Raw genomic sequence first — 25,983 nt, 5'->3', positions numbered from 1 at the left:
TTGTCGCGCGGCATCAGTTCGCCCAGTAGATATATTCGTCGTCGGGCTTCGCGGGCACGCCGAGCGGATGGTCGATGGCGATCGGACCTTCGAGGAGCGCGGGCCAGATGGGCTTTGCCTGCTCGCTGTCGATGCCGTCGAGAATCTTCTTCAGTTCCGCCACTTTTTCGGGTTGGCTTTCCGCGAGATTGGCCTGCTCGGTCGGATCGCTCTTGAGGTCGAAGAGCCACATCTTGTCTGGCCGCGCCGAGACCTGGAGTTTCCAGTCGCCATCGAGCAGCACCTTGTAGTCGCCGGAGCGCCAGAAGAGCGTCTTGTGCGGCCGTCCTTCGGTCTTGCCTTCGATGAAGGGGAGAAGATCGACGCCATCGAGCACGCGGTCGGTGGGCGTCGCCGCGCCTGCGGCCGCCGCGACGGTCGAGAAGATGTCGACATGGGCAGCTGGCTGCTCGTAGCGCGCGCCGCGCGGCAGGCGGGCCGGCCACTTGATGAAATAGGGCACATGGATGCCGCCTTCGAAGAAGGTCGCCTTCCAGCCGCGATAGGGCTTGTTGATGTCGGGCAGGCCGATGTAATGCGCGCCGCCATTGTCGCTGGTGAAGATGACGAGCGTGTTCTCGTCGAGGCCGTTCGCCTTCAACGCCTCCAGTACCTTGCCGACATTGCGGTCGAGCGAGCGGATCATCGCCGCATAGACGCGCAGCCTGTGATCCTTGATCTGCGGCAGCGCGTCATAGTCGGATTTCAGCGCCTGAAGCGGCGTGTGCGGCGCGTTGAAGGAGAGATACATGAAGAACGGCCGGTTCCTGTTCGCGTCGATGACGCGCACGGCTTCGTCGCCGAGATAATCGGTCATGTAGTGCGAGGGCCGGAAGCTCGGGCCGTTATTGTAGGTCACCGAGAAGGGCAGCGCCGTCCAGAGGAAGATGTCGATCGGATCGAAATCCTGCTTGGAGTTCACCACGCTCGGATCGCCGTCGCGGATATATTTCTGCGCGCCGATGAGGAAGCCGAGCCACTCGTCGAAGCCGACATCGTTGGGCGTCTTGCCCGGCGTCTCGCCCAGATGCCACTTGCCGAGCATCGTCGTGTGATAGCCCTGTCCCTGCAGCAGTTTGGCGACGGTGATCTCGCTCGAGGGAAGGCCGATCCTGTCGATCGGCGGCACGTCCTTCTCCAGTTCGGCATGGTAGATCGGCGCGCGCGGTTGGCCGGGCGAGCGGAAGGTGCCGACGAGCTTCTCGAAGGCGGGATGGGCAGGCGTGAACTCATAGCCGAAGCGCGTCGCATAGCGCCCGGTCATGATGGCCGCGCGCGAGGGCGCGCAGGTCGCGTTGCCCGCATAGCCCTGGCTCAGCACCACGCCGTCATGAGCGATGGAGTCGATATAGGGCGTCGGCACGGCGCCGCCCGCGACGCCGCCGCCATTGAAGGTGAGATCGTTGAAGCCGAGATCGTCAGCGAGAATGACGATGACGTTTGGCTTGCGCTCGCTCGCCGCCACCTCGGCCGTCGCCGGGCCTTGCTGCCAGACCACGGGCTGGTTCGGCATGAGGCGGAAGTCGCGCAGCGTCGCGATGACGCGAACCACCAGCAGCGGGTTGGACTTTATGGCGATATAGGCGCCCGCCGCGACGATGACGGCCGCGGCGGCAATGCCGATGGCGAGATTTCTGAGCTTCACGGTTCCCCCCGTTTCCCGATGGCGGCCCGATGGGCTGCGGGGTCGCAGCTCGCCGGTCATGGATTAATGGTATACATTAATCCATGACCGCTGAAAAGCCGTCGCGAGGGGTGAGGCGCTCCGGGTGCGGCCTTCTCAGGCGGCAAGGAATTCGTTGGTGAGAGCCATGAATTCCTCGAGCTTGTCGTGGTGGACCCAGTGCCCGGCTCCTTCCACCGCGACGACGCGCGCATTGCGGAAATGGCTGGCCCGCCCGTCGGCGATGGGGTCGCTCGCCCAGCTCTCCGTGCCGCGAATGAGCAGCGTCGGGCAGGTGATGCGCGACCAGAGATGCGTCGTCGTCTTCTCGTCGAAGCCTGCGGGCGAGAAGGCGCGGACGTAATTGTCGAACTTCCAGCTATAGCTGCCGTCCTCGTTCTGGTTGATGCCGTGGACGGTGAGATGGCGCGCCCGCTCGGGCGAGAGATGCGGGTTTTCTTCCTGCATGCGCTTCAGCGCCTCCGCCACCGAGGCATAGCGGCGCGGCTGGCGGGCGGCGAGGCCCCGCATCTCCTGAACCCATTTGTCCAGACGCTCCTCGACGCTGCCCTTCATCCGCTCGGCGATCATCTTGGGCGACGGGCCGAGGCCTTCGATGGCGATGATCTTCTTCACCGTTTCCGGATAGAGCCCGGCATAGCGCAGCGCGATCGCGCCGCCCATGGAATGGGCGATGATGGTGAGCGGCGCAAGGCCCCGCTGATGGATGAGCTGGGCGATGTCGTAGAGAAAATCGTTGATGTCGTATGTGCCGCCCAGTGACCATGCGCTGTCGCCATGGCCGCGCAGGTCGGGTGCGATGACGTGATAGCGGTCCTTGAGTTCGGAGGCGACCCAGTCCCAGTTGCGGCAATGGTCGCGCCCGCCATGGATGAGGAGCAGCGGCGGCGCGCCTTCATTGCCCCAATCGACATAGTGAAGCCTGAGGCGCTGCGAGAAGTAGAATTGCGACGAGGGCCCGATCGCGCGGGGATCTGATGGCGACATATATGGTCCGGCAGGTTTGAGTTGCTGTGTTCGCCAGACTAACGCATCGCATTACGGGGCCCAAATCCGTCCGCATCGCCGGCGGTCATCCCGGCCGTGATGGAAAGGGAGCCTTCATGCCGGGCTTGATCGGGCTCCATCTTCCGGTGGGTGCGTGGCGGGCTTTTCGGGCTGGATTTATTTCTCGGCCGCTTCGTTCTCCGTGAGGGCGCCGATGCCGGTCCGCCCGCGAAAGAGGATGCTGCCGTAGGAGGCGGGCAGCAGCCGCTGGATGATGTCGAGGATCTTCGCATCGGTGCCGATCAGTATGCGGCCCTTGTTCTTCCTGATGCCGGAAATGATGACCTCTGCCGCGCGCTCGGGTGTGGTCCGGGCGAGCCGGTCGAAGCCGGTCGCCGCTTCCTCGCGCACTGTCTTCTGCACGCTCTGCAGGAAGCGCGCATTGCGCATGATGTTGGTCTTGATGCCGCCCGGATGGACGCAGGAGACGACGATGCCGGAGCCGCGCATTTCGTGGCGCAGCGCCTCGGTGAAGCCGCGTACCGCGAATTTGGCGGAATTATAGGCAGCCTGCGTCGGCACGGCGAAAAGGCCGAAAACGCTCGACACATTGACGATGTGTCCTTCGCCCTTGGCGCGGAGCTGAGGCAGGAACGCCTTGGTGCCGTAGACGACGCCCCAGAAGTCGATGTTCATCACCCACTCGAAATCCTCGAACGAGAGTTCCTCGACCCGGGCCACCTGCGCCACGCCGGCATTGTTGATGACGATGTCGGCGCCGCCAAAGGCGCTTTCGATCTCCTGGGCGAAGGCATGGACGGCGTCGCGCGAGGCGACATCGACGAGATAGGTCGAAACCTGTCCGCCCGCCCTGGCGATCTGCGCCGCCGTCTCGGCAAGCCCCTCGCGGTCGACATCCACGGCGGCGACGCGAGCGCCTTCCCGCGCCAGCGCGAGCGCCGTTGCCCGGCCGATGCCGCTTGCAGCCCCCGTGATCACCGCGGTCTTGCCCCTGATTTCCGTCATTGTTCGACCCTTTGCCAACACGCATGCCGCCGGTCCGCCGGGCTCCGGCTCAGGCCGCATAAACTAAGGCAAATCGGAGGAAAGTCATCAACCGCCCCTTGGGGCGCAAGGCTTGCAAACCTTTGGGGCTGGCCCGGCGCTCCCGCCTCGGGGATAGTTGGCGAACAGGGAAATGAGGGAGGAGGACGAAATGCAGGTGCAGCCGATACCGGGGCTTGGCGAGGACATCAACGAGATCAGGCTTCGGACCGCGAGGATCGTGTCGGAGGAGATCATTCCGGCCGAGCCGGTGCTCTTCAGGGGTGGCGAGGAGGCGAAGGAAACGCGCCGCCGCATCGCCGCCCTTGTGAAGGAGGACGGGCTCTGGGCGCCGCATCTCCCGGAAGAATATGGCGGCATGGGCATCGGCTTTCTGAAGCATGCCTATATGAACGAGATCCTCGCCTGGTCGCCCTTTTCGGCGCGGCTTTTCGGCGTCGTCGCGCCCAACTCCGGCAATCAGAAGATCCTGCTCAAATACGGCACGCCCGACCAGAAACGGAAATGGCTCGAGCCGCTCATTCGCGGCGAGATCGAAAGCTGCTTCTCGATGACAGAGCCGAACCAGCCCGGGTCCGATCCCTATGCGATCCAGACCCGCGCCGTGCAGGATGGCGACCATTGGGTCATCAACGGGCACAAATGGTTCACGTCGAATGCGCGCGCGGCCAATTTCGCCATCGTCATGTGCCGCACCGAGGCCCCGGACGGCAAGGGCGGCACCAAGGACAAGATGACCCAGATCATCGTGCCCATGGACACGCCGGGCGTGAACATCATTCGTTCGGTGCCCGTCTGGGGCCATACGGGCGGCGACCACTGCGAGATCCGATACGAGAATGTCCGTGTGCCGCTCGAAAACCAGCTCGGCCGCACCGGCTCAGGCCATCAGGCAGCGCAGGACCGGCTGGGCGAGGGCCGGGTCTTCCACTGCATGAACTCGATCGGCCAGATGTGGCGGGCCTTCGATCTCATGTGCAGGCGCGCCATCACGCGCGAGGTGCATGGCGGCAAGCTCGAGACGAAGCAGTTCGTGCAGGGCTTCATCGCCGACAGCTATATGGACATTCAGTCGGCGCGGCTGATGACCATTCACTGCGCCCACAAGATGGAAGAGGGCCAGGACGCGCGGGTCGATATTTCGGCGATCAAGGTCTTCGTGCCGGCGGCCTTCGAGCGCGTCGTCGATCGCGCGATCCAGGTGCATGGCGCGCTCGGCGTTTCCGGCGATACGCCGCTTGCGGGCATGTATATGGGCGCGCGCACGCTCAGGATCGCCGACGGGCCGGACGAGGTTCATCGTATTGTCATCGCGAAGAACATACTTAAATGCTACCACGAAGGCGCAAACTGGGATTTTGGCGTCTAGGCTGAACCGGATTGCGGCGCGGGGACTGCTCCCGCGCCCGGAGGAGGGTGACAGAACAATGACGGCGACGGATGGAGGGAGCGGTCTCATGAGGCAACGTGCCCTTGGTCTCGTCGATCGCTGGACGGGGACGCGAACTTTCATTGTCGCGTCTGCCCTCGTCTTTCTCGTTCTGGTGTTCACGGGCGCGATCGGCGCCCTGCCTGCCATGCTTGCCTTTCTCGCGCTTGCGGGCATCGCCGTGCTGCGGGGCACGCTGACCGGCGAGACGAAGGTCGTCGCCCGTGCGCCGATGGCCGAGCCCGTTTCCGCCGCAGCGATCCTCGGCGCTGGCGCGGGCCAGGCCATTCTCAACCAGTTGCCCGACCCCGTTGTCGTGCTCGACGGCACGGGCCGCGTCATTCTGACGAACCGGGCTGCGAACGCGCTCATCGGCGAGGCCGCGCTCGGCAAGCATGTCGCCACCGTGCTGCGCATAGCCCCGCTCATGACAGCGCTCCAGGGCGTGTCGAGGGGAGGGGAAGGCGTCGCGGTCGAATACAGCGTTCCCGTTCCCGTCGAGCGGCATTACAACGCGATCATCCGCCCGATCGAGATCGAGCCCCCCGGCACGGGCCCTGCGGGCGACCCCCTCCGCCGCCGCAAGGGCAGCCCCGTGCTTCTGCTCCTGCGCGACATCACCGAAATGCGGCGCGTGGAGGCGATGCGCGTCGATTTCATCGCCAATGCCAGCCATGAATTGAAGACGCCGCTCGCTTCGCTGTCCGGCTTCATCGAGACGCTGAAGGGCCACGCCAAGGATGATCCGGAGGCGCAGGCGCGCTTCCTCGACATCATGGCCGATCAGGCCGGCCGGATGCGCCGTCTGATCGAGGGCCTGCTTTCGCTCTCGCGCATCGAGCTGCGCGAGCATATGCGTCCGGTCAACGTGGTCGATCTGCACGGCGTGGTGAACGATGTGGTCGATGGGCTGACGCCCCTTGCCGAGAAGAGCGGCGTTGAAATCACCGTCTCGGCGCCCGAGGAATTGCCGAGCGTCAGGGGCGATCGCGACGAGCTTGTCCAGGTGGTCCAGAACCTTGTCGACAATGCGCTCCGCTATGGCCGGAGCGGCAAGCGCATAGAAATCGCGCTGGCCGCGGACAGCCGGGCCGGCAAGCCCGCCGTCAGGCTCTCGGTGCGCGATTTCGGCCCTGGCATCGCGCGCGAGGACCTGCCGCGCCTGACCGAGCGTTTCTATCGCGTCGAGGCGACAGCGGGCCGCGTCAGCGGAGGCACCGGGCTCGGACTTGCCATCGTGAAGCACATCGTGAACCGCCATGAAGGGACGCTCGCCATCGACAGCGAGCTTGGCGTGGGCTCGGTCTTCACGGTTACGCTCCCCGCCATCGCCTGAGCGCAGGCGTGCCCTCGCCATGCCCGGCCATAGCCGCACCTCGGGATTGAGCGGATTGCTGGTTTCCGGGTTACTATGGCGACTGTCAGAAAAGTGACACAAAAACGTCACGAACAATTCGCACCCGGGCATTAGCTTCCGCGCGTGTTACGGAAGTGGCCGACGACGCCCCGGAATGGCGAGGCTTGGCGGGCGCCGCCGAGATCAGCGGCACCGCAGAGGCTCAATCAAGGCCAAGAGGAGACCAGGCGTGACCGACCATACAGTTAAGTCCTTCCAGGAAGAACTCGACTCCATTGCGGCGAGCATCGCCCAGATGGGCGGGATGACCGAAGCCCAGCTCACCAATGCGATCGAGGCCGTGTCGCGCCGCGATAGCCAGCTTGCCGAGCGCACGGTCCAGGAGGACCGCCGGATCGACGCGCTCGAAGCCGAGATCGAGGCGCGCGCCATCCGCATCATCGCGCTGCGCCAGCCCATGGCGTCCGACCTGCGCGAAGCCATTTCGGCGATCAAGATTTCGACCGATCTCGAGCGTATCGGCGATCTTGCGAAGAACATCGCGAAGCGCGCCCTCGTCATTCAGGGCGATTTCGACACGCCCGTCCGCCTCATTCAGGGCATCGTCCGCATGGGCCGGCTCGCGCAGAACCAGCTCAAGCTCGTGCTCGACGCCACTTCGAACCGCGATGCCCATGCGGCGATGGAGGTCTGGCGCGGCGATGAGGAGATCGACGAGATGTACAACTCGGTCTTCCGCGAGCTGCTGACCTACATGATGGAAGATCCGCGCATGATCGGCGTCTGCACGCATCTTCTCTTCATTGCCAAGAATATCGAACGCATCGGCGACCATGCGACCAACGTCGCCGAGACGGTGACCTATTTCGTGACTGGCGAACGTGTCGTCGACGACAGGCCGAAGGGCGACAAGACGAGTTCGACGCCGGTAGGCGCGTAGAAGCCGGCACATGGAAGGATGAGTGTGAGGTTCGGATGGCGATGACTGAAGGGCGCGAGCAGGCCGGTGCGGTCTTCGAGCGCCGCATGAAGCCGACGGTGATGATCGTCGAGGACGAGGAGGCTCTTCTGACGCTCCTCCAGTACAACCTCGAAAAGGAGGGCTACCGTGTCCTTGCCGCCGCTGATGGCGATGAGGCCGCGATGCTGATCCGCGAGGAAACCCCCGACCTCGTGCTTCTCGACTGGATGCTGCCCGGCATTTCCGGCATCGAGCTTTGCCGTCGCCTGCGCGGCCGCTCCGAAACCCGCAACCTTCCGATCATCATGATCACGGCCCGGGGCGAGGAGGCCGATCGCATCCGCGGCCTCGATACCGGCGCCGACGATTATGTGACGAAACCCTTTTCGATGACCGAGCTTCTCGCGCGTATCCGCGCCGTGATGCGCCGCATCCGTCCGGCGCTCACGGAGGATCTCGTCACTTTCGGCGACATCGTGATCGACCGCGCCGCCCACCGCGTCCGGCGCGGCGCGCGCGAGGTGCATCTCGGCCCCACCGAATACCGCCTGCTCGATCACCTGATCCAGCATCCCGGCCGCGTCTTCAGCCGCGAACAGCTTCTCGATGCCGTCTGGGGCTCGGATGTCTATGTCGAGGCCCGCACCGTGGACGTGCATGTCGGCCGCCTTCGCAAGGCGCTCAACGACAAGGGCGAGAGGGACCCGATCCGCACCGTCCGCTCCGCCGGCTATTCGCTCGACGAGCAGTTCACGGCCTGAGGCTGCCTCAGGTCCCGTAGGGCTTCAGCAGTGCTTTGAGAGTGGGCGGCTGCGAACGCAGATACTGGTTCGGCGCATGCGCCTGCGCGCCGAGTTCCGCCGCCGCATGCCACGGCCAGCGCGGATCGTAGAGCACACCGCGGGCGAGCGCGACGAGATCGGCTTTCCCCGAAGCGACGATCTCCTCGGCCTGCCGGGCTTCGGTGATGAGGCCGACCGCGATGACGGGGAGCTTCGTTTCGCGCTTCAGCCTTTCGGCGAAGGGCACCTGATAGCCGGGCCCGGCGGCGATCTTCTGTGCGGGCGTGAGGCCGCCGCTCGACACATGGATATAGGCCGCGCCCCGTTCCTCGAGCTTGTGGGCCAGGGCGGCGGTCTGGTCGAGGTCCCATCCGCCCTCCGCCCAATCCGTCGCCGACACGCGAATGCCGACCGGTATCCCGGCCGGGACGGCCGCGCGTATCGCCTCGAAGACTTCCAACGGAAAGCGCATCCGGTTTTCAAGCGAGCCGCCATAGCTGTCGTCGCGCCGATTGGAGAGCGGCGAGAGAAACTCGTGCAGCAGATAGCCATGGGCGGCATGAAGCTCGATCGCGCAAAAGCCGAGACGGTGCGCGCGGACGGCCGAAGCCGCGAAAGCCTCCTTCACCCGCTGAAGCCCCGCACGGTCGAGCGCCATGGGCGCGTTGTCCGTGGCGGCGAAGGGAAGGGCGCTCGGCGCGACTGTCCGCCAGCCGCCATCGCCGGCAGCGATCTGCTTGCCGCCTTCCCACGGCGCGCGGGTCGACGCCTTGCGGCCCGCATGGGCGAGCTGGATCGCGACGGGAATGGGCGACCACTTGCGGACGGCGCGAAGGACGCGGCCAAGGGCTTCTTCCGTCCGGTCGGACCAGAGGCCGAGATCGGCCGGTGAAATACGTCCCTCGGGCTCCACCGCGGTCGCCTCGACGATGAGGAGGCCCGCGCCCGAAAGCGCCAGATTGCCGAGGTGAATGAGGTGCCAGTCGGTCGCCGCGCCCTCATCGGCCGAATACTGGCACATGGGCGCGATGACGATGCGGTTTTCGAGGGTGAGCCCGTCGAGGCTGACGGGCTGGAAGAGATGGCTCATCGGCAATCCTCTCGTCGGCAGGTCATTGCGTATGGTGGCGAGATTAATGCCGGGACCGCGAAAGTCGAACCGCCACCCGAGCAACAAAAAACCGGCCTCCCCGAAAATCGGGTTGCCGGTTTTTGTTCAGGCCCTCGCGATTGTCAGATCGCGTAGCTGTCCTTGCGCAGACGGTCGCGATTGCGCCGCGGCTGCACGGGCTGGTAGGCGAGCCGTGCGTGTTCCGCGCAATAGGGCGAATTGGAGTCCGCGCCGCGCCCGCAGAAGTGGAAGCCCGGCCGGCCCGGATCGCCGATCGGCCACTTGCAGGTGTGCTCGGTGAGTGTCAGAACGGTCGCCCTCTTGGCCGGGTCGATCACTTCCTCTGCCTCGACACGGGCGATCTCGGCCCGTTCGATGATCGGCGCCGCGCTGCGGACATCTTCCACCCTGCGCTCCGCGACCAGCGGATCGGGGCGCCCGCGCAGGGGCGGCATGGTCCGCGTGGTCTGCGTCCGGGGCCGTGCCGGGCGGCTCGGCGTCGCGCGGCCGGAAAGGCCCAGACGGTGCACCTTGCCGATCACGGCGTTACGCGTCACCCCGCCAAGCTGCTTGGCCACCTGGCTTGCGCTCAGCCCGTCCGCCCAGAGCTTCTTCAACATTTCAACGCGTTCATCGGTCCACATTGAATCACCTTCCCCTCGCCTCGATGCTCATGCCGGCCCGCGTGACTCGCGGGATGCCGATCGAGGCCGATAAGGCGACGCCCGGAAGCGAGTGAGGACGGGACGTCGCAAAGGCCATTTTGCAGCACTAGATTTCGTAGGCCGTGAAGGTAAATATACAAGATGAGGGCATATTTCCGCAACCATGCCGTGCGGGCGTGCTACCCCTTATCCACAGGAATTCAGGCTTTTCCAGACAATTGCCTCCGCCATGCCGACGGCGTAAAGCTCACGGCCCGGCGAGAAAGAGCCCGACGAGATAAAGGAAGACGGAGAACGCGATGACCACTGCTTCGGACGAGCCTTCGATCCCGCGCTTCCCCACGCGCGGCGCGCGCCGCTTCGGCGCGGTCAACTGGCTCGGCACCTGGACGCTCTACGTGAAGGAAGTGCGGCGCTTCTGGAAAGTCCTTGTGCAGACGATTGTCGCGCCCGTCATCACGACGCTTCTCTATCTTGCGATTTTCGCGCTCGCGGTCGGGCATCTGCGCCCCGCCGTTCATGGCGTTCCCTTCATCGAGTTTCTGGCGCCGGGCCTCATCATGATGACGATGATCCAGAACGCCTTCGCCAATACGTCTTCGTCGATCCTGATTTCCAAGGTGCAGGGCAATATCGTCGATCTGCTCATGCCGCCTCTTTCGCCCGGCGAACTCAATTTCGGGATCGCGATGGCAGGCGTCACGCGTGGCGTGGTCGTCGGCCTCGTCACCGCGGCGAGCATGCTCCCTTTCGTGGGGCTTCAGGTGGCGCATCTATGGGCGGTGGTCTTCTTCGCGGTGGGGGCCTCGCTGATGCTTTCGCTTCTCGGCATGATCGGCGGCATCTGGTCGGAGAAGTTCGATCATCTCCAGGCGGTGACGAATTTCATCGTCCTGCCGCTCACCTTCCTGTCGGGCACTTTCTATTCGGTCGAGCAGTTGCCGGGCTTTGCCCACACGATCACGCATTGGAACCCGGTCTTCTATCTGATCGACGGCTTCCGCTATGGCTTCACCGGGCAGGCGGACAGCTCCATCGAGACCGGCGTCGTCCTCACCATCGCCATCAATGCCGTGCTCTGGATCGTGAGCGACCGGCTCTTCCGGCGCGGCTACCGGCTGAAGGGGTAGGGCTTTAAATTATGGAACATGATGGCGGCGGGCGGATTGACAGCCCCCGCCTCGCTCCGTAATACTCCAATGCTTCTCGGATCGCCGCCCGCATAAGGCGGCTTTTTCTATTGGGCGCATGCCATCGGGCGCAAGGAAGGCCCGGCCGCCCGGCGAGGGGACGGAGTGATCGAATGATCCTGAACGGGAAACGACGAAGCTGACAGAGAGAACCCGGGCACCGGCGAGGTGCGCGGGAAGCCACTTTTTGTCGTTCGCAATTCCCCACCGTCGCCCGGCTAGCGATGCTCTCCCGGATTTTGGAACCGGAGGTCAGAGCAAAGCGGCCCAGGAAGAAAAGAGAAGGATTTATCGTGATTACCCCAGTTTTGCCGACCTATGCGCGGGCCGATCTCGAATTCGAGAAGGGCGAAGGGCCCTATCTCTTCACCGTGAAAGGTGAGCGCTATCTCGATTTCGGCGCCGGCATCGCCGTCAATGCGCTCGGCCATGCCCATCCGGTGCTGGTGAGCGCACTGACCGAGCAGGCGCAGAAGGTCTGGCACGTCTCCAACATCTACAGGATTCCGGGTCAGGAGAAGCTCGCCCGCAAGCTCGTGGACCTGACCTTCGCCGACACCGTCTTTTTCACCAATTCCGGCGCCGAGGCGCTCGAATGCGCGATCAAGATGGCGCGGCGCTATCACTACGCGGGCGGCAATCCCGAACGGAACGAGCTCATCACCTTCGAGGGCGCCTTCCATGGCCGCACGCTCGCCACCATCTCGGCGGGCGGCAACAGGAAATACATGGAAGGCTTCGGCCCCGACATGCCGGGCTTCCAGCACCTGCCTTTCGGCGACATGAAGGCGCTCGAGGCGGCGATCGGCCCCAAGACGGCCGGCATCCTCATCGAGCCCATTCAGGGCGAGGGCGGCATCCGCGTGCTTCCGGGCGAGCAGTTGCGGCGCATCCGCGCGCTCTGCGACGAGGCGGGCATCCTTCTCGTGCTCGACGAGGTGCAGACGGGCTTCGGCCGCACGGGACGGCTCTTCGCGCACGAGCTTTCCGGCGTCACGCCCGACATCATGGCGGTCGCAAAGGCGCTGGGCGGCGGCTTTCCCGTCGGCGCCTGCCTCGCGACCGAAACGGCCGCGCGCGGCATGACGGTCGGCACGCATGGCTCGACCTATGGCGGCAATCCGCTTGCCATGGCCGTGGCGGAGGCCGCCGTCGGCATGATGGCGGCGCCCGAATTCCTCGCCCATGTGCGCGCGATCGGCCTCAAGCTGCGCCAGAAGCTCGCCATGCTCGCCGACCGCCATCCGGCGATCATCGAGAGCGTGCGCGGCGAGGCGCTGATGCTCGGCATCAGGACCCATGTGCCCAATACCGATCTCGTTCAGGCGTTGCGCGACGAGCACCTCCTGACGGTCGGCGCGGGCGACAATGTGGTGCGCCTTCTCCCGCCGCTCATCATCGACGAGAGCCACCTCGACGAGGCGGTGGAAAAGATCGAGCGGGCCTGCATGACGCTCGAAGCGCAACTTGCACAGGCGGCAACCGCCGCACAGGGGGCCCAATGAGCGCCGCCAGCACGATGGAACGGCTCCAGCCGAGGCATTTCCTCGATCTGAGCGAGGTCCGGCCCGGCGAAATTCGCGCCATGCTCGACAATGCCACCCAGCGCAAGGCTTCGCGCGAGGGGCGGCCTCATGCCGAGCCCGATGAGGACAGCCCCCTCAAGGGCAAGCTCCTCGCCATGATCTTCGAGAAGCCCTCGACCCGTACCCGCGTCTCCTTCGATGTCGCCATGCGCCAGCTCGGCGGCGAGACGCTGCTGCTCAACGGCAACGACACCCAGCTCGGCCGCGGCGAAACCATCGCCGACACGGCCCGCGTTCTCTCGCGCTATGTCGATGCGATCATGATCCGCACGACCGATCACAAGCATCTTCTCGATCTCGCGAAATATGCGAGCGTTCCGGTGATCAACGGGCTCACCGACAAGTCTCATCCCTGCCAGCTCATGGCCGATGTGATGACCTTCGAGGAGCACAAGGGGCCGATCAAGGGCCGCCGCATCGCCTGGGTGGGCGACGGCAACAACATGGTCACGTCCTGGATTCACGCGGCGGCCCAGCTCGATTTCGAGCTGCGCCTTGCCTGCCCGCCCGAACTTGCGCCCGATGCCGAGGTGCTCGCCTGGGCGAGGAACAAGGGCGCGAATATCGTGCTCACCGCCGATCCTTTCGAGGCGGTGAAGAACGCCGACTGCGTGACCACCGACACCTGGGTGTCGATGGGAACGCCGGCGGAGAAGGCGCGCCACCGGCACAACCTGCTCGCGCCCTATCAGGTCAACTCCCGCCTCATGGCGGCTGCGAAGAAGGATGCGATCTTCATGCATTGCCTTCCCGCGCATCGCGACGAGGAAATGACGGCGGAAGTGATCGACGGGCCGCAATCGGTGGTCTGGGATGAAGCGGAAAATCGCCTCCATGCGCAGAAGAGCGTGCTTGCCTGGTGCTTTTCCCGATGAGTGCCTTTCATGAGTGACACGGAGCCGCGCTCCCTGACCGGCCATTTCGAATTCAGTGCCGACGATCTCGTCCAGCCCTTCCAGATCGAGGGGCTGGGCATTCGCGGCCGCGTCGTGCGCCTCGGGCCGCTCGTCGATCGCGTGCTGACGCGCCACGCCTATCCCGAGCCCGTTTCGCGCCTTCTCGGCGAGGCGATCGCGCTCACCGCGATGATCGGCTCGGCGCTGAAATTCAAGGGACGCTTCACGCTCCAGACACAGGGCAAGGGCCCCGTCCGCATGCTTGTCGCGGATTACGAGACGGGCGAGGAGGGCGAGGCGGGCCATGTGCGCGGCTATGCGCAACTGGATGACGAGCGCCTCGCCGCGAACCTCGCCGCCGGTCACGTCTCGACGGCGGATCTGCTCGGCGAAGGCTATCTCGCCATGACCATCGATCAGGGCGAGGACATGGAGCGCTATCAGGGCATCGTCGCGCTCGACACCGAGGGGCTCTCCCACGCGGCGCATGAGTATTTCGCAAGTTCCGAGCAGGTGGCGACGCGCATCCGCCTTGCCGCCGGTCCGCTCTACCGGCGCGATGCGTCCGGCCATGCGGCGACGTCCTGGCGCGCCGGCGCGATCATGATCCAGCACATCGCCCGCGATGGCGGTCTCACCGGCCATCGCGAGGCCGAGGACCAAAGCCCGCCGAGCGACGAGGAAGAGAACTGGAACCGCGCGTCGATCCTGATCGACACTGTCGAGGATCACGAGCTTCTCGATCCCGAGCTTGCGCCGACCCGGCTTCTCTACCGGCTCTTTCATGAGGATGGCGTTCGCGCCTACGATCCCGCCGACATTGCTTTTGGCTGCCGCTGTTCGCGCGAGCGGATGGGCTCGGTGATCCGTTCCTTCGGGCGCGACGAAATCGAGGAACTGGCGACCGAAGGCGTCATCGAGGCGACATGCGAATTCTGCAGCGAGGTCTACCGCTTTGCGGAGGATGAACTGAAGGAGGGAATGGAATGATCTGGCGAGTGTCGATGCGCGGAGTTGCAGCCGCCATGCTTGTCGCTTCGGCGGCGCTGCTTGGCGCCTGCGCCAACGAACCGGCGCCGGCGCCCAAGGCCGAGATCGGCTTTGTCGGCAAGCCGATCAAGCTCTCCGTCTCCTCGGTCGCGATCGACGATCGCTACAACCCGCCCGGCCGCGCGCCGAATGTGGAGCAGCTCCATACGGTGACGCCCGCGGGCATCGCCCATCGCTGGGCCGATACGCGCCTCGTCGCCGTCGGCCAGCGCGGCATCGCGACACTGACCATTCTCGATGGCAGCGTCGTCGAGACGAAGCTTCCGGTCAAAGGCGGCGTCGAGGGCTTCTTCGGCGATCAGGTCGACACGAAGCTCACAGCGACGCTCAAGGCGAAGCTCAGCGTCGCGATCCAGGGCGACCAGCCGGGCAACTACGCGAATTACTCCGCGAATGTCGTCGCGACGGGCGAGAAGACGATCCTCCAGAGTGCCAATCTCAACGAGCGAGATCGCGCCTATTTCGAGCTGATGAACATCATCGCGCAGAAATTCGATACGGCGCTCACCGCCGAGGTCAATCGCACCATGTCGCCGGTGATGGTGCCCTGATGGGGGCTGCCGGAGGCGCTGCTAAGCGCCCCCGGCAAATTCGGCAAGCCGCATCATGAAGCGGTCGCATTCGGCAAGCTGTGAAAGCTCGATGAATTCGTCGGGCTTGTGCGCCTGATCGATCGAGCCGGGGCCGCACACGACGGTCGGAATGTCGGCAAGCTGAAAGAGCCCGGCCTCCGTATTGTAGGAGACCGCCTCGGCCGAATTGCATTGGGCGAGCTTCATCACCAGCGTTTCGGCGGGTGAGCCTTCCTCGGGCGCAAGCCCCGGCGAGCGGGCGCGTACCGACGTTTCGATGCCCGCCTGCGGATAGATGGCTCTCATGCGCGGCAGAACCTCCCGCTCGGCGAAGGCCGTGAAGCGGGTGATGATCTCCTCCGGATCGAGATCGGGAAGCGGCCGGCACTCCCATCCGAAGGTGCAGGAGCGGGGAATGATGTTGACCGCGCTGCCGCCCTTGATGGTGCCGACGCTGATCGTCGTGTAGGGCGGACGGAAACGGCCCGTCGCATCGCCCCTCTCGCGCATCTCGTCCGCCAGCTTCATGAGGAAGGTGATGAGTTCCGCCGCATACTGGATGGCGCTCACGCCCTGGTGTGTCTGGCTCGAATGGAATTCGAGGCCCGTCACCTTCGTCACATAGGACTGGATGCCCTTATGCGCATTGACGACCTTCATGCTCGAAGGCTCGCCGACGATCACGACCTGCGGCTTCGGCAGTGTACGGATGACCGCGTCGATCATCGGCCTGACGCCGAGACAGCCGACCTCCTCGTCATAGGAAAGCGCGAGATGAACGGGGATCTGCGGCCCGCGCGCGAGAAATTCCGGCACATGGGCGAGCGCCGAGGCGATGAAGCCCTTCATGTCGCTCGTTCCGCGGCCGACGAGCCTGCCCTCGCGCTCGACGACGGCGAAGGGATCGCTCGTCCAGTCCTGCCCGTCGACGGGTACGACATCCGTATGGCCCGATAGCACGATGCCGCCCGCCCGGTCGGCCGGGCCGATCGTCGCGAAGAGATTGGCCTTGGTGTCGTCTTCATTGGCGATGAGCCGGCAGGAGACGCCATGAGCCGAAAGATAGGTCTCGACGAAGGCAATGAGTTCGAGATTGGAATTGCGGCTCGTCGTATCGAAGCTGACGAGCCTTTCGAGCATCTCGCGCGTGCTGAGGCGTTTGGCGGGCATTGGGCATCCTCTGCTGAAGGATGCCCAACATAGCCTGCCTCCCCCTCGAGGGGGAGAGCCGAACGAACGCTACCAGTGCAGGCCGCGGGTGAGCGCCGCGAGCGCCACCGCCTCGTTCGAGGCCTGCGCCTCGCTTGGCGCGGGCTTCTCGCCCTTTGCCGCCGCCGAATCCGGGAAGAGGCGGAAGGTGGTGTTGAAGAGAATGTTGGTGATGTTGGGCGCCAGCGCCCACAGCACCTCGCCGAACGTGCCGAGGCGCGTCGCGATCCGCTTCGGCCGTTCGATGATCCCTTCGCAGATGAGATCGGCGGCATCGTCGGGTGCCAGCGTCGGCACGCTGTCATAGATCTTGGTCGGCGCGATCATCGGCGTTTTCACCAGCGGCATGTAAATGTTGGTGAAGGCGATATTGTTGTGATGGAACTCGGGCTGGGCGCAGCGGGCAAAGGCGCCGAGCGCGGCCTTGGACGCGACATAGGCCGAGAAGCGCGGCTGGTTCACCTGCACGCCGATGGAGAGAATGTTGATGATCTGGCCGCGGTTGCGCTCCACCATCGAGGGCAGGAACCCCATGATGAGCCTGAGCGCGCCGAAATAATTGAGCTGCATCGTGCGCTCGAAATCATGGAAGCGATCATAGGAGAGATGCACGGAGCGGCGGATCGAGCGGCCCGCATTGTTGACGAGAATGTCCACGCCGCCGTGATCCTTCAGCACCTGCTGGATGAGCTTGTCGCTGGAGGCCATGTCGGCGATGTCGGCGCTGTAGGTATGCGCCTCTCCACCGGCGGCCTCGATCTCGGCCTTCGTCGCCGCGAGTTTTTCGACATCGCGCGCGACGATGAGCACCCGGCCGCCCGCCGCCGCGACCTTGAGCGCTGTGGCGTGTCCGATGCCGGACGAGGCGCCGGTGATGAGCACCGTCTTCCCTCTGACCGCGCCCGAGAGCGAGCGGTCGCGGAAGAGGTCGGGATCGAGATTGCGCTCCCAGTAATCCCAGAGAAAGCCCGCATAGGATTCGAGCGGCGGACAGGCGATGCCTGAGCCCTTGAGCGCTTTTTCGGCATCGCGGCTGTCGAAGCGCGTCGGGTAGTTGAAGAATTTGAGCGTCGCGCGCGGGATGCCGAGATCGCCGAGAACGCTTTCGACGATCGACTTCACCGGCGGCAGCCGCATAAGGCTGTCGCGCAGGCCCTTCGGGATGAAGGCGAACATGCGCGCATCGACGCGCACCGTGAATTGTGGCGCGTTCGCCGCCCGCGCGAACATGTTGAGCACCTGGCCGACGCGCAGATGTTCCGGGTTCGTGAGGTGGAATGTGTGTCCGTCGAGCTTCGGCTTGTGCGCGATGTGATCGAGCGCCCGGGTCACGAAATCGACCGGCACGATGTTGATGTAGCCGCCTTCTATGCCGACGAGCGGCACCCAGGGCGGCAGCATGCGGCGCAGTTTCTTGAGCATGCGGAAGAAGACGTAAGGCCCGTCGATCTTGTCGATCTCGCCCGTCTTCGAGTGCCCCACGACGATCCCGGGCCGGTAGATGCGCCAGGGCATCTTCGCCTCGTTCCGCACCACGGCTTCGGAGGCATGCTTGGTCGAGAAATAGGGGTGCCTGCCGTTCTCCCATTCCTCGAACATGTCTTCGCGCCACCAGCCGGAGAAAAGCCCCGCCGCCGCGATCGAGCTGACGTGATGGAAGCATTTGGCGCCGACCGCCTCGGCGAGTTCGAGTGCATGCCGCGTGCCGTCCACATTGGCGGCCATCTGCGCGGCTTCGTCCTCATTGGCGATGTCGTAGATCGCGGCGAGGTGGAAGACGTGATCGACCTTGCCCTTGAGCTTTGCGATCTCGGCAGGGGCGACGCCCATGCGCTTCTTCTCGATATCGCCCGTCACGGCCACGACGCGCGCGGCCTCGGCGCCCCAGCGCTCGCTCAGGCGCTTCAGCTTTTCCTTCGAGCCCGGCCGCACAAGCACATAGATCGTGCCCTTGCGCTTCACGAGTTCGTCGATGAGATGACGGCCGAGAAAGCCGGTCCCCCCGGTCACAAGATAGTTCATGGCTCCTCCCCTCGCCGGACCCTTGCGGTTCCGGGCGTTTTCTGCGGGAGGACAAAGTCCGGCCCAGGAGACAGGAAGGCCCCCCCGCCTCCCGCAGTCATGCTACGCGAGATCGGGGAAAAAACGCCAGTTTGGTGAAGGGGGACGCTACGTCAGTTCGGCAGGGCCGTCACATGCGGGCAGTCGAGCGAGAAGGCCGGAATGTCGACGATGAAGGTTTCGCCCCTGTCCGTTTCCATCTGGTAGTTGCCGAACATGATGCCGAAGGGCGTGGCGAGGGGGGTGCCGCTCGTATATTCGAAGCGTTCGCCCGGCTTCAGAACGGGCTGTTCGCCGACGACGCCCGGACCGCGCACTTCGTGCACATGGCCGCTCGCATCGGTGATCTTCCAGTAGCGCGAGCGAAGCTGCACGGTCTTCTCGCCCCGGTTCTCGATCACGACGTGATAGGCCCAGACATAGTAGTCCTGGTCGGGCTCGGACTGATCCTCGAGATAGGTCGGCTCGACCTTGATGTGGATGGAGTTGGTCTGGGAACTGTACATCGTGCTGTCCTTGCGCGAATGCATCATCCGCTGACGTTGAGCGAAGGCGACCTTGCGGGCGCTACAGGAAATGCGGCCTCTACTTGCGAAAACCTGGACTCGCCCGCCATGGGCCTCCGATCGTTCACATTAAAGACAATCCGCTAAGGTTGCATTAACGCCGTGTGTCCGGGCGCCAGCATCGCGCAGCAGCAGGGATCTCAGATCCCCGCCAGCGCCGCGTCGAGGTCTTCCATCAGGTCCTGCGGATCTTCGAGCCCGATGGAAAGCCGCAACATGCCCTCGCTGATGCCGCTCGCCGCCCGCTGCTCGGGCGTAAGGCGCTGATGCGTGGTCGTCGCGGGATGGGTGATGAGGCTTTTGGCGTCGCCGAGATTGTTCGAAATCTTGATGATGTCGAGCGCATTGGCGAAGCGGAAAGCGCCTTCCTTTCCACCCTTCACGTCGAAGGCCATGACGTTGCCGCCCATCTCCATCTGGCTCATGGCCAGCTCGTGCTGCGGATGGCTCTTGAGCGCGGGATGGAGAACGCGCGTGACCTTGGGATGGTCTTCGAGGAAGCGGGCGACCGCCTCGCCATTGCGCGCATGTTCGCGCACGCGCAGATCGAGCGTCTCGAGGCTCTTGAGCATCACCCAGGCATTGAAGGGGCTGATGGCGGGGCCAGTCTGACGCAGGAAATTGGCCAGATGGTCGGCGATCCACTGTTTGGAGGAGAGCACCACGCCGCCGAGACAGCGTCCCTGTCCGTCAATATGCTTGGTCGCCGAATAGACGACGATATCGGCGCCGAGTTCGAGCGGACGCTGCAGAACGGGCGTCGCGAACACATTGTCCACGATGAGCAGTGCCCCGGCCGCATGCGCGATCTCGGCGACGGCCCTGATGTCGATCACTTCGAGCGTCGGGTTGGAGGGCGATTCGAGGAAGACGATCCGCGTGTTGGGCCTGATGGCCTTCTTCCACTGGTCGAGATCTCGCCCGTCGACGAGCGTGGAGGAAATGCCGAAGCGCGGGGCCAGCGTCTCGACGATGAAGCGGCAGGAGCCGAAAACCGCCTGCGACGAAAGGATGTGATCGCCCGCCTTGAGCGAACAAAGGATCGCCGCGGTGACGGCCGCCATGCCGCTCGCCGTTGCCCGCGCATCCTCCGCCCCTTCCAGCAGCGCCATGCGTTCCTCGAACATGCGGACCGTCGGGTTCGCGAAGCGGCTATAGACGAAGCCCGGCTCCTCGCCGGTGAAGCGCTTCTCTGCCGCTTCCATGGATTCGTAGGTGTAGCCGGAGGTGAGGAAGAGCGCTTCGCTGGTCTCGCCGAACTGGCTCCTGCGCGCACCGCCATGAACGAGGGCGGTACGGGGACGATAGGTTTTGGTCATGATGACTTGCCTGCCTGAATGTCGGCCGGCCCGAGGGTCGCCGGAAACGAAAAACCCGACCGGCAGGGGGTCGGGGCTTCGCGGAACCCGACCTGTTTAGCGGGTTGTTTTACGTGGCCGCAAGCCGGTCGGCTAAAATCACCACGGATCGGCGCGCATTTAATTCCCATTGCCGGGATGCGTCAAGCGCGGCACTCGCCGCGTCTGCGCGTTTCCTGCGGCTGCGGGCGGGAACAGCGAGCGCGTGAGGCGAGGCCCGAAACGGCGCTGCGCCTGCTGAGTATCATGGAAAATTGGTACAAACGGGGAACAATCGTCGTTCGGCCTGCACATCTGCCTCGGTGCTTCCCGCTGGCGGCGCCTCGACCTATAACAGCGGGCGGCCCGATGGCCGATCCTGAGGCAGGGTATGTCGATGACCAGTGCGGTGGACGATCTTTTTCCGAACTATGAAGATGCCGAGCCCCGTCGCGTCGGGCCGGGTCAGGCATTTGCGACCGGCATTCTGCCGGCACACGCCATTCAGGCGATGATCCGTGAACGCGAGATCTGGGCAACGCGCGAGATCGAGCGCGAGCAGATTCAGCCGGCAAGTCTCGACCTGCGGCTCGGAACGCAAGCCTACCGGCTGCGTGCGAGTTTCCTCCCCGGCCCCGATCGCGGTGTGATGGAGCGGGTCGAGGAACTGACGCTGCACAGGATCGACCTTTCCGAAGGGGCGGTGCTCGAGACGGGCTGCGTCTATCTCGTGCCGCTCGTCGAGGCGCTGGCGCTTTCCGAGCGCACCTCGGCCGCCGCCAACCCGAAAAGCTCGACCGGCCGGCTCGATGTCTTCACGCGCGTCATCACGGATTTCTCGACCGAGTTCGATCAGGTGGCGGCGGGCTACAAGGGGCATCTCTATCTCGAAATCTCGCCGCGCAGCTTTCCCATTCTCGTGCGCCCGGGTTCGCGCCTCGCGCAGATCCGCTTCCGCCGCGGAACGGCGACGCATTCAGACGCGGAGATGCGCCGCCTCCACGAGGAGGTCGGGCTTGTGGATGGCGACGCCGATATCGATGGCGGCCTCGGCCTCACCGTCAATCTTCAGCCCGAGCGGGAAGGGGGCATCATCGGCTTTCGCGCCAAGCGTCATTCCGGCGTGATCGATGTGGACCGCCGCGCGGCCTATGACGTTCTCGATTTCTGGGATCCGCTTCATGTGCGCCCGGGCAAGGGGCTCATTCTCGACCCGGATGAATTCTACATTCTCGCCTCCCGCGAGGCGGTCCATGTGCCGGCGAGCCATGCCGCCGAAATGGTGCCCTACAATCCGCTGGTGGGCGAGTTCCGCGTGCACTATGCCGGTTTCTTCGATCCGGGTTTCGGCGCGAAGGAGGCAGGCGGCCTCGGAAGCCGTGCCGTTCTCGAGGTGCGCAGCCATGATGTGCCCTTCATCCTGGAGCATGGCCAGACCATCGGCCGCCTCGTCTATGAGCGCCTGACGGATCGGCCAGCCGTGCTTTACGGCGAGCGCATGGGCTCGAACTATCAGCGTCAGGGGCTGAAGCTCTCGAAACACTTCAAGCCGCTCTGACGACATGCGGGCGCGCGGCGTCATTCCCTATGCGGCGGCCTTTCTCGTGCTCGTGCTCTGCAACTGGGCGGGCGGGCGCGTGGCCGCCCTGCTGCATCTTCCCGTGCCGGGAACGGTGATCGGCATATTGATCCTTCTTGGCGTGTTCGCCTTTCTTGGCCGCGTACCGCAGCCCTTGCGCCGCATGGCCGAATTCCTGCTCCGGCATCTCAATCTTTTTTATATTCCGGCGGGTGTGGGCGTGATGGCCTATGCGGCGCTGGTGCGCCAGGATCTCCTTCCGATCGTCGCGGCGCTGACGGGCGGCACCTTCATCGCCCTCATCGCGGGCGTGCTTGCCTTTCACTGGACCGCGCGGCTCACCGGGCAAGGGAGAAGCGACGAATGACGGCGCAGCATGTCTGGTTCGCCGGAGAGGGAATGCTGTGGCTCTGCGTGACGCTCGCGGCCTATCTGGGCGCGCGCTGGGTGCAGGAGAAGCTCAAAGGGCACCCGGCCGCCAACCCGGTCTTCATCGCCGCCGCTCCCATCATCGCCCTGCTCGTCTTTTCCGATGTGTCTTATGCGGATTATTCGCGCGGCGGGGCGATCCTGCTCTGGCTGCTCGGGCCGGCGACTGTTGGGCTTGCCGTTCCGCTCTATCTCAACTTCGCCGAGGTCAGGAGCGCGCTCGTGCCGATGGTGGTGGCGCTCGTCATCGGCTCGTCGGCGGCGGTGCTCTCCGCCGTCCTCATCGGCTATGCGATGGGCGCCGATATCGAGACGATCCGCTCCCTTGCGCCCAAATCGGTGACGACGCCGATCGCCATGGGCATCGCCTCCGAGATCGGCGGCATACCGGCGCTCACGGCGGCCTTCGTCATCATCACGGGCGGCATCGGGGCGATCTTCGGCAGCGCGCTTTTCAACATGGTTCGCGTCCGCGACGAGCGTGCCCGCGGCTTTGCCATGGGCATAGCCGCGCATGGCATGGGCACGGCGCGCGCCTTTCAGGTGAGCTGGCGGGCGGGCACATTCTCGGGCGTCGCCATGGCGCTGAACGGCATCGTCACGGCGATCGTGCTGCCGCTTCTCTGGATCGCCTTTGCGCATTGAGTGTGGAGGGTTGCGACGGCCGGCCCCGGGGGGTCAGGGGAAAACAGGCCGGCCGCGCAACGTCCGACGGAAATCAGAGATGATCCGGGTTTCCGTCATAGATCTTGAAGGTGAGGTCCGTGACGCCGGCCTCGTTCACGCGGCGCAGCGTGCCGGACTTGTCGATCTGGTAGTCGTAGCAGCCGTTCGGACGATTGGGCCCGAGCGTGATGCAGAACTTGCCTTCCTTGACCGCCCATGTGCCGCCATACTTGGTCCATGAGCCCTGAATGTTGCAGGGGCGCTCGCGGCCGCGAATGGTGCCGTTCTTCTCGTAGTACTCCTGAAAGTCGTTTCGGCCCGCGCCGCACTCCCGGTACTGCCCCTCGATCGTCTTGCCGACGATGAGTTTGGCCACGTCTTCGCCCTTCATGTACACATCGGCGAATGCCGCGCCGGCGAAGAGTCCGGCCACTGCAACACCCGCCAAAATCAGAGATTTCGCTGTCATTGTCCGTTCTCCTCGCTTCGAGGGCGCGCCCATGCGGCGCGCCACCCTCGACAGGAGGCAAGCTTGGATCAGGCGCTGCGGGCGTTCATTGATCGAGGTCAAAGCGGGGGGCACCCCCGCCCGGGGATGTCAGCCGGCGGAGCAGCTCCCGCCGCCCAGAACGCAGAATTTCGCGCAATGCCGGTGATTGAGCTTCACGGGTCGGAAACTTTCGGCAAGCGTCTCTCCGAGATCGAATTGCGGATCGTCGGGAATGAGCGTGCAGGCGACGACGCGGGGGCGGGCCGCGCCCTTCCGCTTCACCACCATGCGGCTCGTCGCGCACATGATGGTCGCGGGGTCGACATGGAGGATGCCCCAGCAGGCGGTCGTGATCTCCGGCACATCCGCCTTCTCGTCCATCTCCGGGAAGAGCACGAGAGCGCCGGGGTCGTTCGCATCGACGGGGATGTTCTCGCGCGCAAAGAGCGCCGCGAAGCCCGCGCGCTCCGCCGCCTCGTTCTCGCCAGATATGGTGCGGCCCGCCACCGCGAGCGCGAACCCCTCCCGCGCGAGAAAGCGCAAGCCCGCCATCGTCCGCGCGAAACTGTCCGGTCCCCGCTCCCGGTCGTGCAGTTCATCCGTATAATGATCGAGGCTGACCCTGAGCCGGAGCCTTGTGCCATGGGCGTCCTTGAGGCGGAGGAGCCCCGCGCGCGGCGCAGGCCGCATCATGGGCTGCATCGCATTGGTGAGGATCAGCACCTCATGGCCGCGCCCCAGCGCATCTCCGGCCATGGCGATGAGGTCGGGGTTCATGAAAGGCTCGCCGCCCGTGAAGCCGATCTCGCGGGTCCCGAGCTGTTCGCGCTCGATCTCGTCGAGGAAGAACCCGACCTCCGCGGCCGTGATGTAGGACAGTCGGTCCTCGGTCGGGCTTGAATGGATGTAGCAGTTCGCGCACTCGATGTTGCAGAGCGTGCCGGTATTGATCCAGAGCGTTTCGAGAGAGCGGAAAGCGACCGATGCGCGTCGTTCCCCCTTCGCCGTGATGTCTGGGTCGGAGAATTTTTCGAGCGGCAGGATGGTTCGGGACATGTCGGTCATGCCGGCAGGTATAGCATTTCGGGGGAGGGGCGCTGTTCACAAAACGGCGAGGCCCGCTAGACTGCCGGCATAGCGCGAGGGGGGCAGGGGCATGCAGCATGAATTGACGGGCGGCGATCTTCTGGACGGGGCGGGCATGCTCGCCGAACGCGGCTGGGTGCGCGCCGAGGTGAAGCGCTATCGCCGCGGCGCCATTCGCGCGCCCTGGTACCGCATCAAGGAATGGGACTATTACTGCATCCTCGCCGGGGATTACGGCCTCGCCCTTACCGTCGCGGACAATTCCTATATGGGCCTGCTCGCGGCTTCATGGCTCGACTTCAGCGCGCCCGTGGCGCTCAACGACAGCGTCATGCTCGCCTTCCCGCGCGGGCGAATGGGGCTTCCCGAAAGCGCCGATACGGGCGACATCGTTCAGCGCCACTCGAAGGTGTCGCTCGCCTTCCGCCACGAGCCGGGCGGGAGGCGGCTCAGCATCGATTATCCAGGCTTTGCGGGCGGCAGGGGGCTAGAGGGGGAGTTGTGGCTCGCCCAGCCTCCCATGGACCGCATGGTCATCGCGACGCCTTTCGCCGGAGCGCCGCGCGCTTTCTATTACAACCAGAAGATCAATTGCCTGCCGGCCGAGGGCGAGATCGTTTTCGACGGCCGGCGCTTTGCCTTCGAGCCGCGCTCGGCCTTCGGCGTGCTCGATTGGGGGCGCGGCGTCTGGACCTATGACAACACCTGGTATTGGGGTTCGGCCTCGGGGCTCGTCGGCGGGCGGCCTTTCGGTTTCAACATCGGCTATGGTTTCGGCGACACCTCGGCGGCGAGCGAGAACATGCTCTTCGTCGACGGGCGCGCGCACAAGCTCGCCGATGTGGCCTTCCACATCCCGCAAGGAACCTATGACGGCGCGCCCTGGCGCTTCACGAGCAGCGACGGGCGCTTCGAAATGGAGTTCGAGCCCATCATCGACCGCAGCGCGAATTTCGACCTGAAGCTCCTGCGCTCCATCCAGCATCAGGTCTTCGGCCGCTTCACGGGGCAGGTGGTGCTGGACGATGGCAGCAGGCTCGAGGTGAACCGGCTCCTCGGCTTTGCCGAGGAGGTGCGGAACCGCTGGTAGCCTCTTGCGCCGGGCGCTGGCCCCGCGCTACTAAAGGCGAACGCGGGTGTAGCTCAATGGTAGAGCAGAAGCTTCCCAAGCTTACGACGAGGGTTC

The 25,983-nt window shown here is 64.9% G+C and carries 24 protein-coding genes and 1 riboswitch; of the genes, 13 read left to right on the top strand and 11 right to left on the bottom strand.

All coding sequences use genetic code 11. The features are described 5' to 3' along the window. Window positions 1–13: 13 nt before the first annotated feature. The 3 genes from PKA57_RS10540 to PKA57_RS10530 form a co-directional block, all read right to left on the bottom strand. Complete coding sequence (locus PKA57_RS10540) at window positions 14–1,684, bottom strand: sulfatase-like hydrolase/transferase (protein WP_324300308.1); 1,671 nt, start codon at window positions 1,682–1,684, stop codon at window positions 14–16. 135 nt (window positions 1,685–1,819) lie between these two features. Further along, on the bottom strand, window positions 1,820–2,710 hold the full coding sequence (locus PKA57_RS10535; RefSeq protein WP_324300306.1) for an alpha/beta hydrolase: 891 nt from the start codon (window positions 2,708–2,710) through the stop codon (window positions 1,820–1,822). Between the two features lie 177 nt (window positions 2,711–2,887). Further along, entirely contained in the window at window positions 2,888–3,736 is an 849-nt protein-coding gene (locus tag PKA57_RS10530) for an SDR family NAD(P)-dependent oxidoreductase (protein WP_324300304.1), read from the bottom strand. Window positions 3,737–3,926: 190 nt separating this feature from the next. Between PKA57_RS10530 and PKA57_RS10525 the strand changes: the two genes are divergently transcribed. From PKA57_RS10525 to phoB, 4 genes are all read left to right on the top strand, one after another. Further along, a complete protein-coding gene (locus PKA57_RS10525; protein ID WP_324300302.1) occupies window positions 3,927–5,144 on the top strand; it encodes an acyl-CoA dehydrogenase family protein in 1,218 nt (405 codons plus the stop codon). Window positions 5,145–5,232: 88 nt separating this feature from the next. Further along, the gene (locus PKA57_RS10520) at window positions 5,233–6,540 is read left to right on the top strand and encodes an ATP-binding protein (protein ID WP_324300300.1); all 1,308 of its coding nucleotides are present in this window, start codon (window positions 5,233–5,235) and stop codon (window positions 6,538–6,540) included. Window positions 6,541–6,790: 250 nt separating this feature from the next. Further along, window positions 6,791–7,501, top strand: coding sequence for a phosphate signaling complex protein PhoU (phoU, locus tag PKA57_RS10515; protein WP_324300298.1), 711 nt, complete (start codon window positions 6,791–6,793; stop codon window positions 7,499–7,501). An 86-nt stretch (window positions 7,502–7,587) separates the two neighbouring features. After that, window positions 7,588–8,283, top strand: coding sequence for a phosphate regulon transcriptional regulator PhoB (phoB, locus tag PKA57_RS10510; RefSeq protein WP_324300355.1), 696 nt, complete (start codon window positions 7,588–7,590; stop codon window positions 8,281–8,283). Between the two features lie 7 nt (window positions 8,284–8,290). On the opposite strand, the gene PKA57_RS10505 is transcribed toward phoB, so the two are convergent. Beyond that, entirely contained in the window at window positions 8,291–9,394 is a 1,104-nt protein-coding gene (locus PKA57_RS10505) for an NADH:flavin oxidoreductase/NADH oxidase (RefSeq protein WP_324300296.1), read from the bottom strand. Window positions 9,395–9,537: 143 nt separating this feature from the next. Next, window positions 9,538–10,059 carry a GcrA family cell cycle regulator gene (locus PKA57_RS10500; RefSeq protein ID WP_324300294.1) on the bottom strand — a complete coding sequence of 174 codons (522 nt, stop codon included), beginning with the start codon at window positions 10,057–10,059 and terminating at the stop codon, window positions 9,538–9,540. A gap of 320 nt (window positions 10,060–10,379) precedes the next feature. Here PKA57_RS10500 and PKA57_RS10495 point away from each other — a divergent pair, with 320 nt between their 5' ends. The 5 genes from PKA57_RS10495 (at window position 10,380) to PKA57_RS10475 (ending at window position 15,353) form a co-directional block, all read left to right on the top strand. Continuing rightward, window positions 10,380–11,210, top strand: coding sequence for an ABC transporter permease (locus PKA57_RS10495; RefSeq protein WP_324300292.1), 831 nt, complete (start codon window positions 10,380–10,382; stop codon window positions 11,208–11,210). Window positions 11,211–11,563: 353 nt separating this feature from the next. Then, on the top strand, window positions 11,564–12,775 hold the full coding sequence (locus PKA57_RS10490; protein ID WP_324300290.1) for an aspartate aminotransferase family protein: 1,212 nt from the start codon (window positions 11,564–11,566) through the stop codon (window positions 12,773–12,775). Then, window positions 12,772–13,731: an ornithine carbamoyltransferase gene (gene argF, locus PKA57_RS10485; protein WP_324300288.1), complete on the top strand. Its 960-nt coding sequence runs from the start codon at window positions 12,772–12,774 to the stop codon at window positions 13,729–13,731. The genes PKA57_RS10490 and argF overlap by 4 nt, the downstream gene beginning before the upstream one ends. A 9-nt stretch (window positions 13,732–13,740) precedes the next feature. Continuing rightward, window positions 13,741–14,742, top strand: coding sequence for an Hsp33 family molecular chaperone (locus PKA57_RS10480; RefSeq protein ID WP_324300286.1), 1,002 nt, complete (start codon window positions 13,741–13,743; stop codon window positions 14,740–14,742). Then, window positions 14,739–15,353 carry a hypothetical protein gene (locus PKA57_RS10475; RefSeq protein ID WP_324300284.1) on the top strand — a complete coding sequence of 205 codons (615 nt, stop codon included), beginning with the start codon at window positions 14,739–14,741 and terminating at the stop codon, window positions 15,351–15,353. The genes PKA57_RS10480 and PKA57_RS10475 overlap by 4 nt, the downstream gene beginning before the upstream one ends. A gap of 21 nt (window positions 15,354–15,374) precedes the next feature. On the opposite strand, the gene argE is transcribed toward PKA57_RS10475, so the two are convergent. The 4 genes from argE to metZ all read right to left on the bottom strand — a co-directional run bounded on the left by argE (window position 15,375) and on the right by metZ (window position 20,529). Next, the gene (argE, locus tag PKA57_RS10470) at window positions 15,375–16,544 is read right to left on the bottom strand and encodes an acetylornithine deacetylase (RefSeq protein ID WP_324300282.1); all 1,170 of its coding nucleotides are present in this window, start codon (window positions 16,542–16,544) and stop codon (window positions 15,375–15,377) included. A 69-nt stretch (window positions 16,545–16,613) separates the two neighbouring features. After that, window positions 16,614–18,605 (bottom strand): SDR family oxidoreductase, encoded by a 1,992-nt coding sequence (locus PKA57_RS10465; protein WP_324300280.1) that lies wholly within the window; start codon window positions 18,603–18,605, stop codon window positions 16,614–16,616. 152 nt (window positions 18,606–18,757) lie between these two features. Next, window positions 18,758–19,150, bottom strand: a complete 393-nt coding sequence (gene apaG, locus PKA57_RS10460; RefSeq protein ID WP_324300278.1) for a Co2+/Mg2+ efflux protein ApaG — start codon at window positions 19,148–19,150, stop codon at window positions 18,758–18,760. Window positions 19,151–19,350: 200 nt separating this feature from the next. Continuing rightward, window positions 19,351–20,529 (bottom strand): O-succinylhomoserine sulfhydrylase, encoded by a 1,179-nt coding sequence (gene metZ, locus PKA57_RS10455; protein ID WP_324300276.1) that lies wholly within the window; start codon window positions 20,527–20,529, stop codon window positions 19,351–19,353. Between the two features lie 75 nt (window positions 20,530–20,604). Next, window positions 20,605–20,684, bottom strand: a riboswitch (SAM riboswitch). Between the two features lie 260 nt (window positions 20,685–20,944). Here metZ and PKA57_RS10450 point away from each other — a divergent pair. The 3 genes from PKA57_RS10450 to PKA57_RS10440 are packed head-to-tail and all read left to right on the top strand — an operon-like array spanning window position 20,945 to window position 23,200. Further along, entirely contained in the window at window positions 20,945–22,105 is a 1,161-nt protein-coding gene (locus PKA57_RS10450; protein WP_324300274.1) for a 2'-deoxycytidine 5'-triphosphate deaminase, read from the top strand. 4 nt (window positions 22,106–22,109) lie between these two features. Then, window positions 22,110–22,493 (top strand): CidA/LrgA family protein, encoded by a 384-nt coding sequence (locus tag PKA57_RS10445; protein WP_324300272.1) that lies wholly within the window; start codon window positions 22,110–22,112, stop codon window positions 22,491–22,493. After that, on the top strand, window positions 22,490–23,200 hold the full coding sequence (locus PKA57_RS10440) for an LrgB family protein (RefSeq protein ID WP_324300270.1): 711 nt from the start codon (window positions 22,490–22,492) through the stop codon (window positions 23,198–23,200). Before PKA57_RS10445 ends, PKA57_RS10440 begins: the two co-directional genes overlap by 4 nt. A gap of 73 nt (window positions 23,201–23,273) precedes the next feature. Here the strand turns inward: PKA57_RS10440 and PKA57_RS10435 are convergent, their stop codons facing one another. Both PKA57_RS10435 and PKA57_RS10430 read right to left on the bottom strand, forming a co-directional pair. Next, on the bottom strand, window positions 23,274–23,690 hold the full coding sequence (locus PKA57_RS10435) for a hypothetical protein (protein WP_324300267.1): 417 nt from the start codon (window positions 23,688–23,690) through the stop codon (window positions 23,274–23,276). A gap of 129 nt (window positions 23,691–23,819) precedes the next feature. Next, a complete protein-coding gene (locus PKA57_RS10430) occupies window positions 23,820–24,767 on the bottom strand; it encodes a radical SAM protein (RefSeq protein ID WP_324300265.1) in 948 nt (315 codons plus the stop codon). Window positions 24,768–24,867: 100 nt separating this feature from the next. On the opposite strand from PKA57_RS10430, the gene PKA57_RS10425 reads away from it, so the two are divergent. Beyond that, window positions 24,868–25,887 carry a DUF2804 domain-containing protein gene (locus PKA57_RS10425; protein WP_324300263.1) on the top strand — a complete coding sequence of 340 codons (1,020 nt, stop codon included), beginning with the start codon at window positions 24,868–24,870 and terminating at the stop codon, window positions 25,885–25,887. The last annotated feature ends 96 nt before the right edge of the window (window positions 25,888–25,983 follow it).

It is taken from the genome of Parvibaculum sp., from assembly GCF_035325945.1.
GTDB lineage: Bacteria > Pseudomonadota > Alphaproteobacteria > Parvibaculales > Parvibaculaceae > Parvibaculum.
This window is presented reverse-complemented; position numbering and strand designations above follow the sequence as displayed.

What these genes read in the sequence shown, in the direction of transcription:
- PKA57_RS10535 (WP_324300306.1), bottom strand. Translation starts at nt 2,710, where the DNA reads ATGTCGCCATCAGATCCCCGCGCGATCGGGCCCTCGTCGCAATTCTAC.
- PKA57_RS10530 (WP_324300304.1), bottom strand. Translation starts at nt 3,736, where the DNA reads ATGACGGAAATCAGGGGCAAGACCGCGGTGATCACGGGGGCTGCAAGC.
- PKA57_RS10525 (WP_324300302.1), top strand. Translation starts at nt 3,927, where the DNA reads ATGCAGGTGCAGCCGATACCGGGGCTTGGCGAGGACATCAACGAGATC.
- PKA57_RS10520 (WP_324300300.1), top strand. Translation starts at nt 5,233, where the DNA reads ATGAGGCAACGTGCCCTTGGTCTCGTCGATCGCTGGACGGGGACGCGA.
- phoB (WP_324300355.1), top strand. Translation starts at nt 7,588, where the DNA reads ATGAAGCCGACGGTGATGATCGTCGAGGACGAGGAGGCTCTTCTGACG.
- PKA57_RS10505 (WP_324300296.1), bottom strand. Translation starts at nt 9,394, where the DNA reads ATGAGCCATCTCTTCCAGCCCGTCAGCCTCGACGGGCTCACCCTCGAA.
- PKA57_RS10500 (WP_324300294.1), bottom strand. Translation starts at nt 10,059, where the DNA reads ATGTGGACCGATGAACGCGTTGAAATGTTGAAGAAGCTCTGGGCGGAC.
- PKA57_RS10495 (WP_324300292.1), top strand. Translation starts at nt 10,380, where the DNA reads ATGACCACTGCTTCGGACGAGCCTTCGATCCCGCGCTTCCCCACGCGC.
- argF (WP_324300288.1), top strand. Translation starts at nt 12,772, where the DNA reads ATGAGCGCCGCCAGCACGATGGAACGGCTCCAGCCGAGGCATTTCCTC.
- PKA57_RS10480 (WP_324300286.1), top strand. Translation starts at nt 13,741, where the DNA reads ATGAGTGACACGGAGCCGCGCTCCCTGACCGGCCATTTCGAATTCAGT.
- PKA57_RS10475 (WP_324300284.1), top strand. Translation starts at nt 14,739, where the DNA reads ATGATCTGGCGAGTGTCGATGCGCGGAGTTGCAGCCGCCATGCTTGTC.
- argE (WP_324300282.1), bottom strand. Translation starts at nt 16,544, where the DNA reads ATGCCCGCCAAACGCCTCAGCACGCGCGAGATGCTCGAAAGGCTCGTC.
- PKA57_RS10465 (WP_324300280.1), bottom strand. Translation starts at nt 18,605, where the DNA reads ATGAACTATCTTGTGACCGGGGGGACCGGCTTTCTCGGCCGTCATCTC.
- apaG (WP_324300278.1), bottom strand. Translation starts at nt 19,150, where the DNA reads ATGTACAGTTCCCAGACCAACTCCATCCACATCAAGGTCGAGCCGACC.
- metZ (WP_324300276.1), bottom strand. Translation starts at nt 20,529, where the DNA reads ATGACCAAAACCTATCGTCCCCGTACCGCCCTCGTTCATGGCGGTGCG.
- PKA57_RS10450 (WP_324300274.1), top strand. Translation starts at nt 20,945, where the DNA reads ATGACCAGTGCGGTGGACGATCTTTTTCCGAACTATGAAGATGCCGAG.
- PKA57_RS10445 (WP_324300272.1), top strand. Translation starts at nt 22,110, where the DNA reads ATGCGGGCGCGCGGCGTCATTCCCTATGCGGCGGCCTTTCTCGTGCTC.
- PKA57_RS10440 (WP_324300270.1), top strand. Translation starts at nt 22,490, where the DNA reads ATGACGGCGCAGCATGTCTGGTTCGCCGGAGAGGGAATGCTGTGGCTC.
- PKA57_RS10435 (WP_324300267.1), bottom strand. Translation starts at nt 23,690, where the DNA reads ATGACAGCGAAATCTCTGATTTTGGCGGGTGTTGCAGTGGCCGGACTC.
- PKA57_RS10430 (WP_324300265.1), bottom strand. Translation starts at nt 24,767, where the DNA reads ATGTCCCGAACCATCCTGCCGCTCGAAAAATTCTCCGACCCAGACATC.
- PKA57_RS10425 (WP_324300263.1), top strand. Translation starts at nt 24,868, where the DNA reads ATGCAGCATGAATTGACGGGCGGCGATCTTCTGGACGGGGCGGGCATG.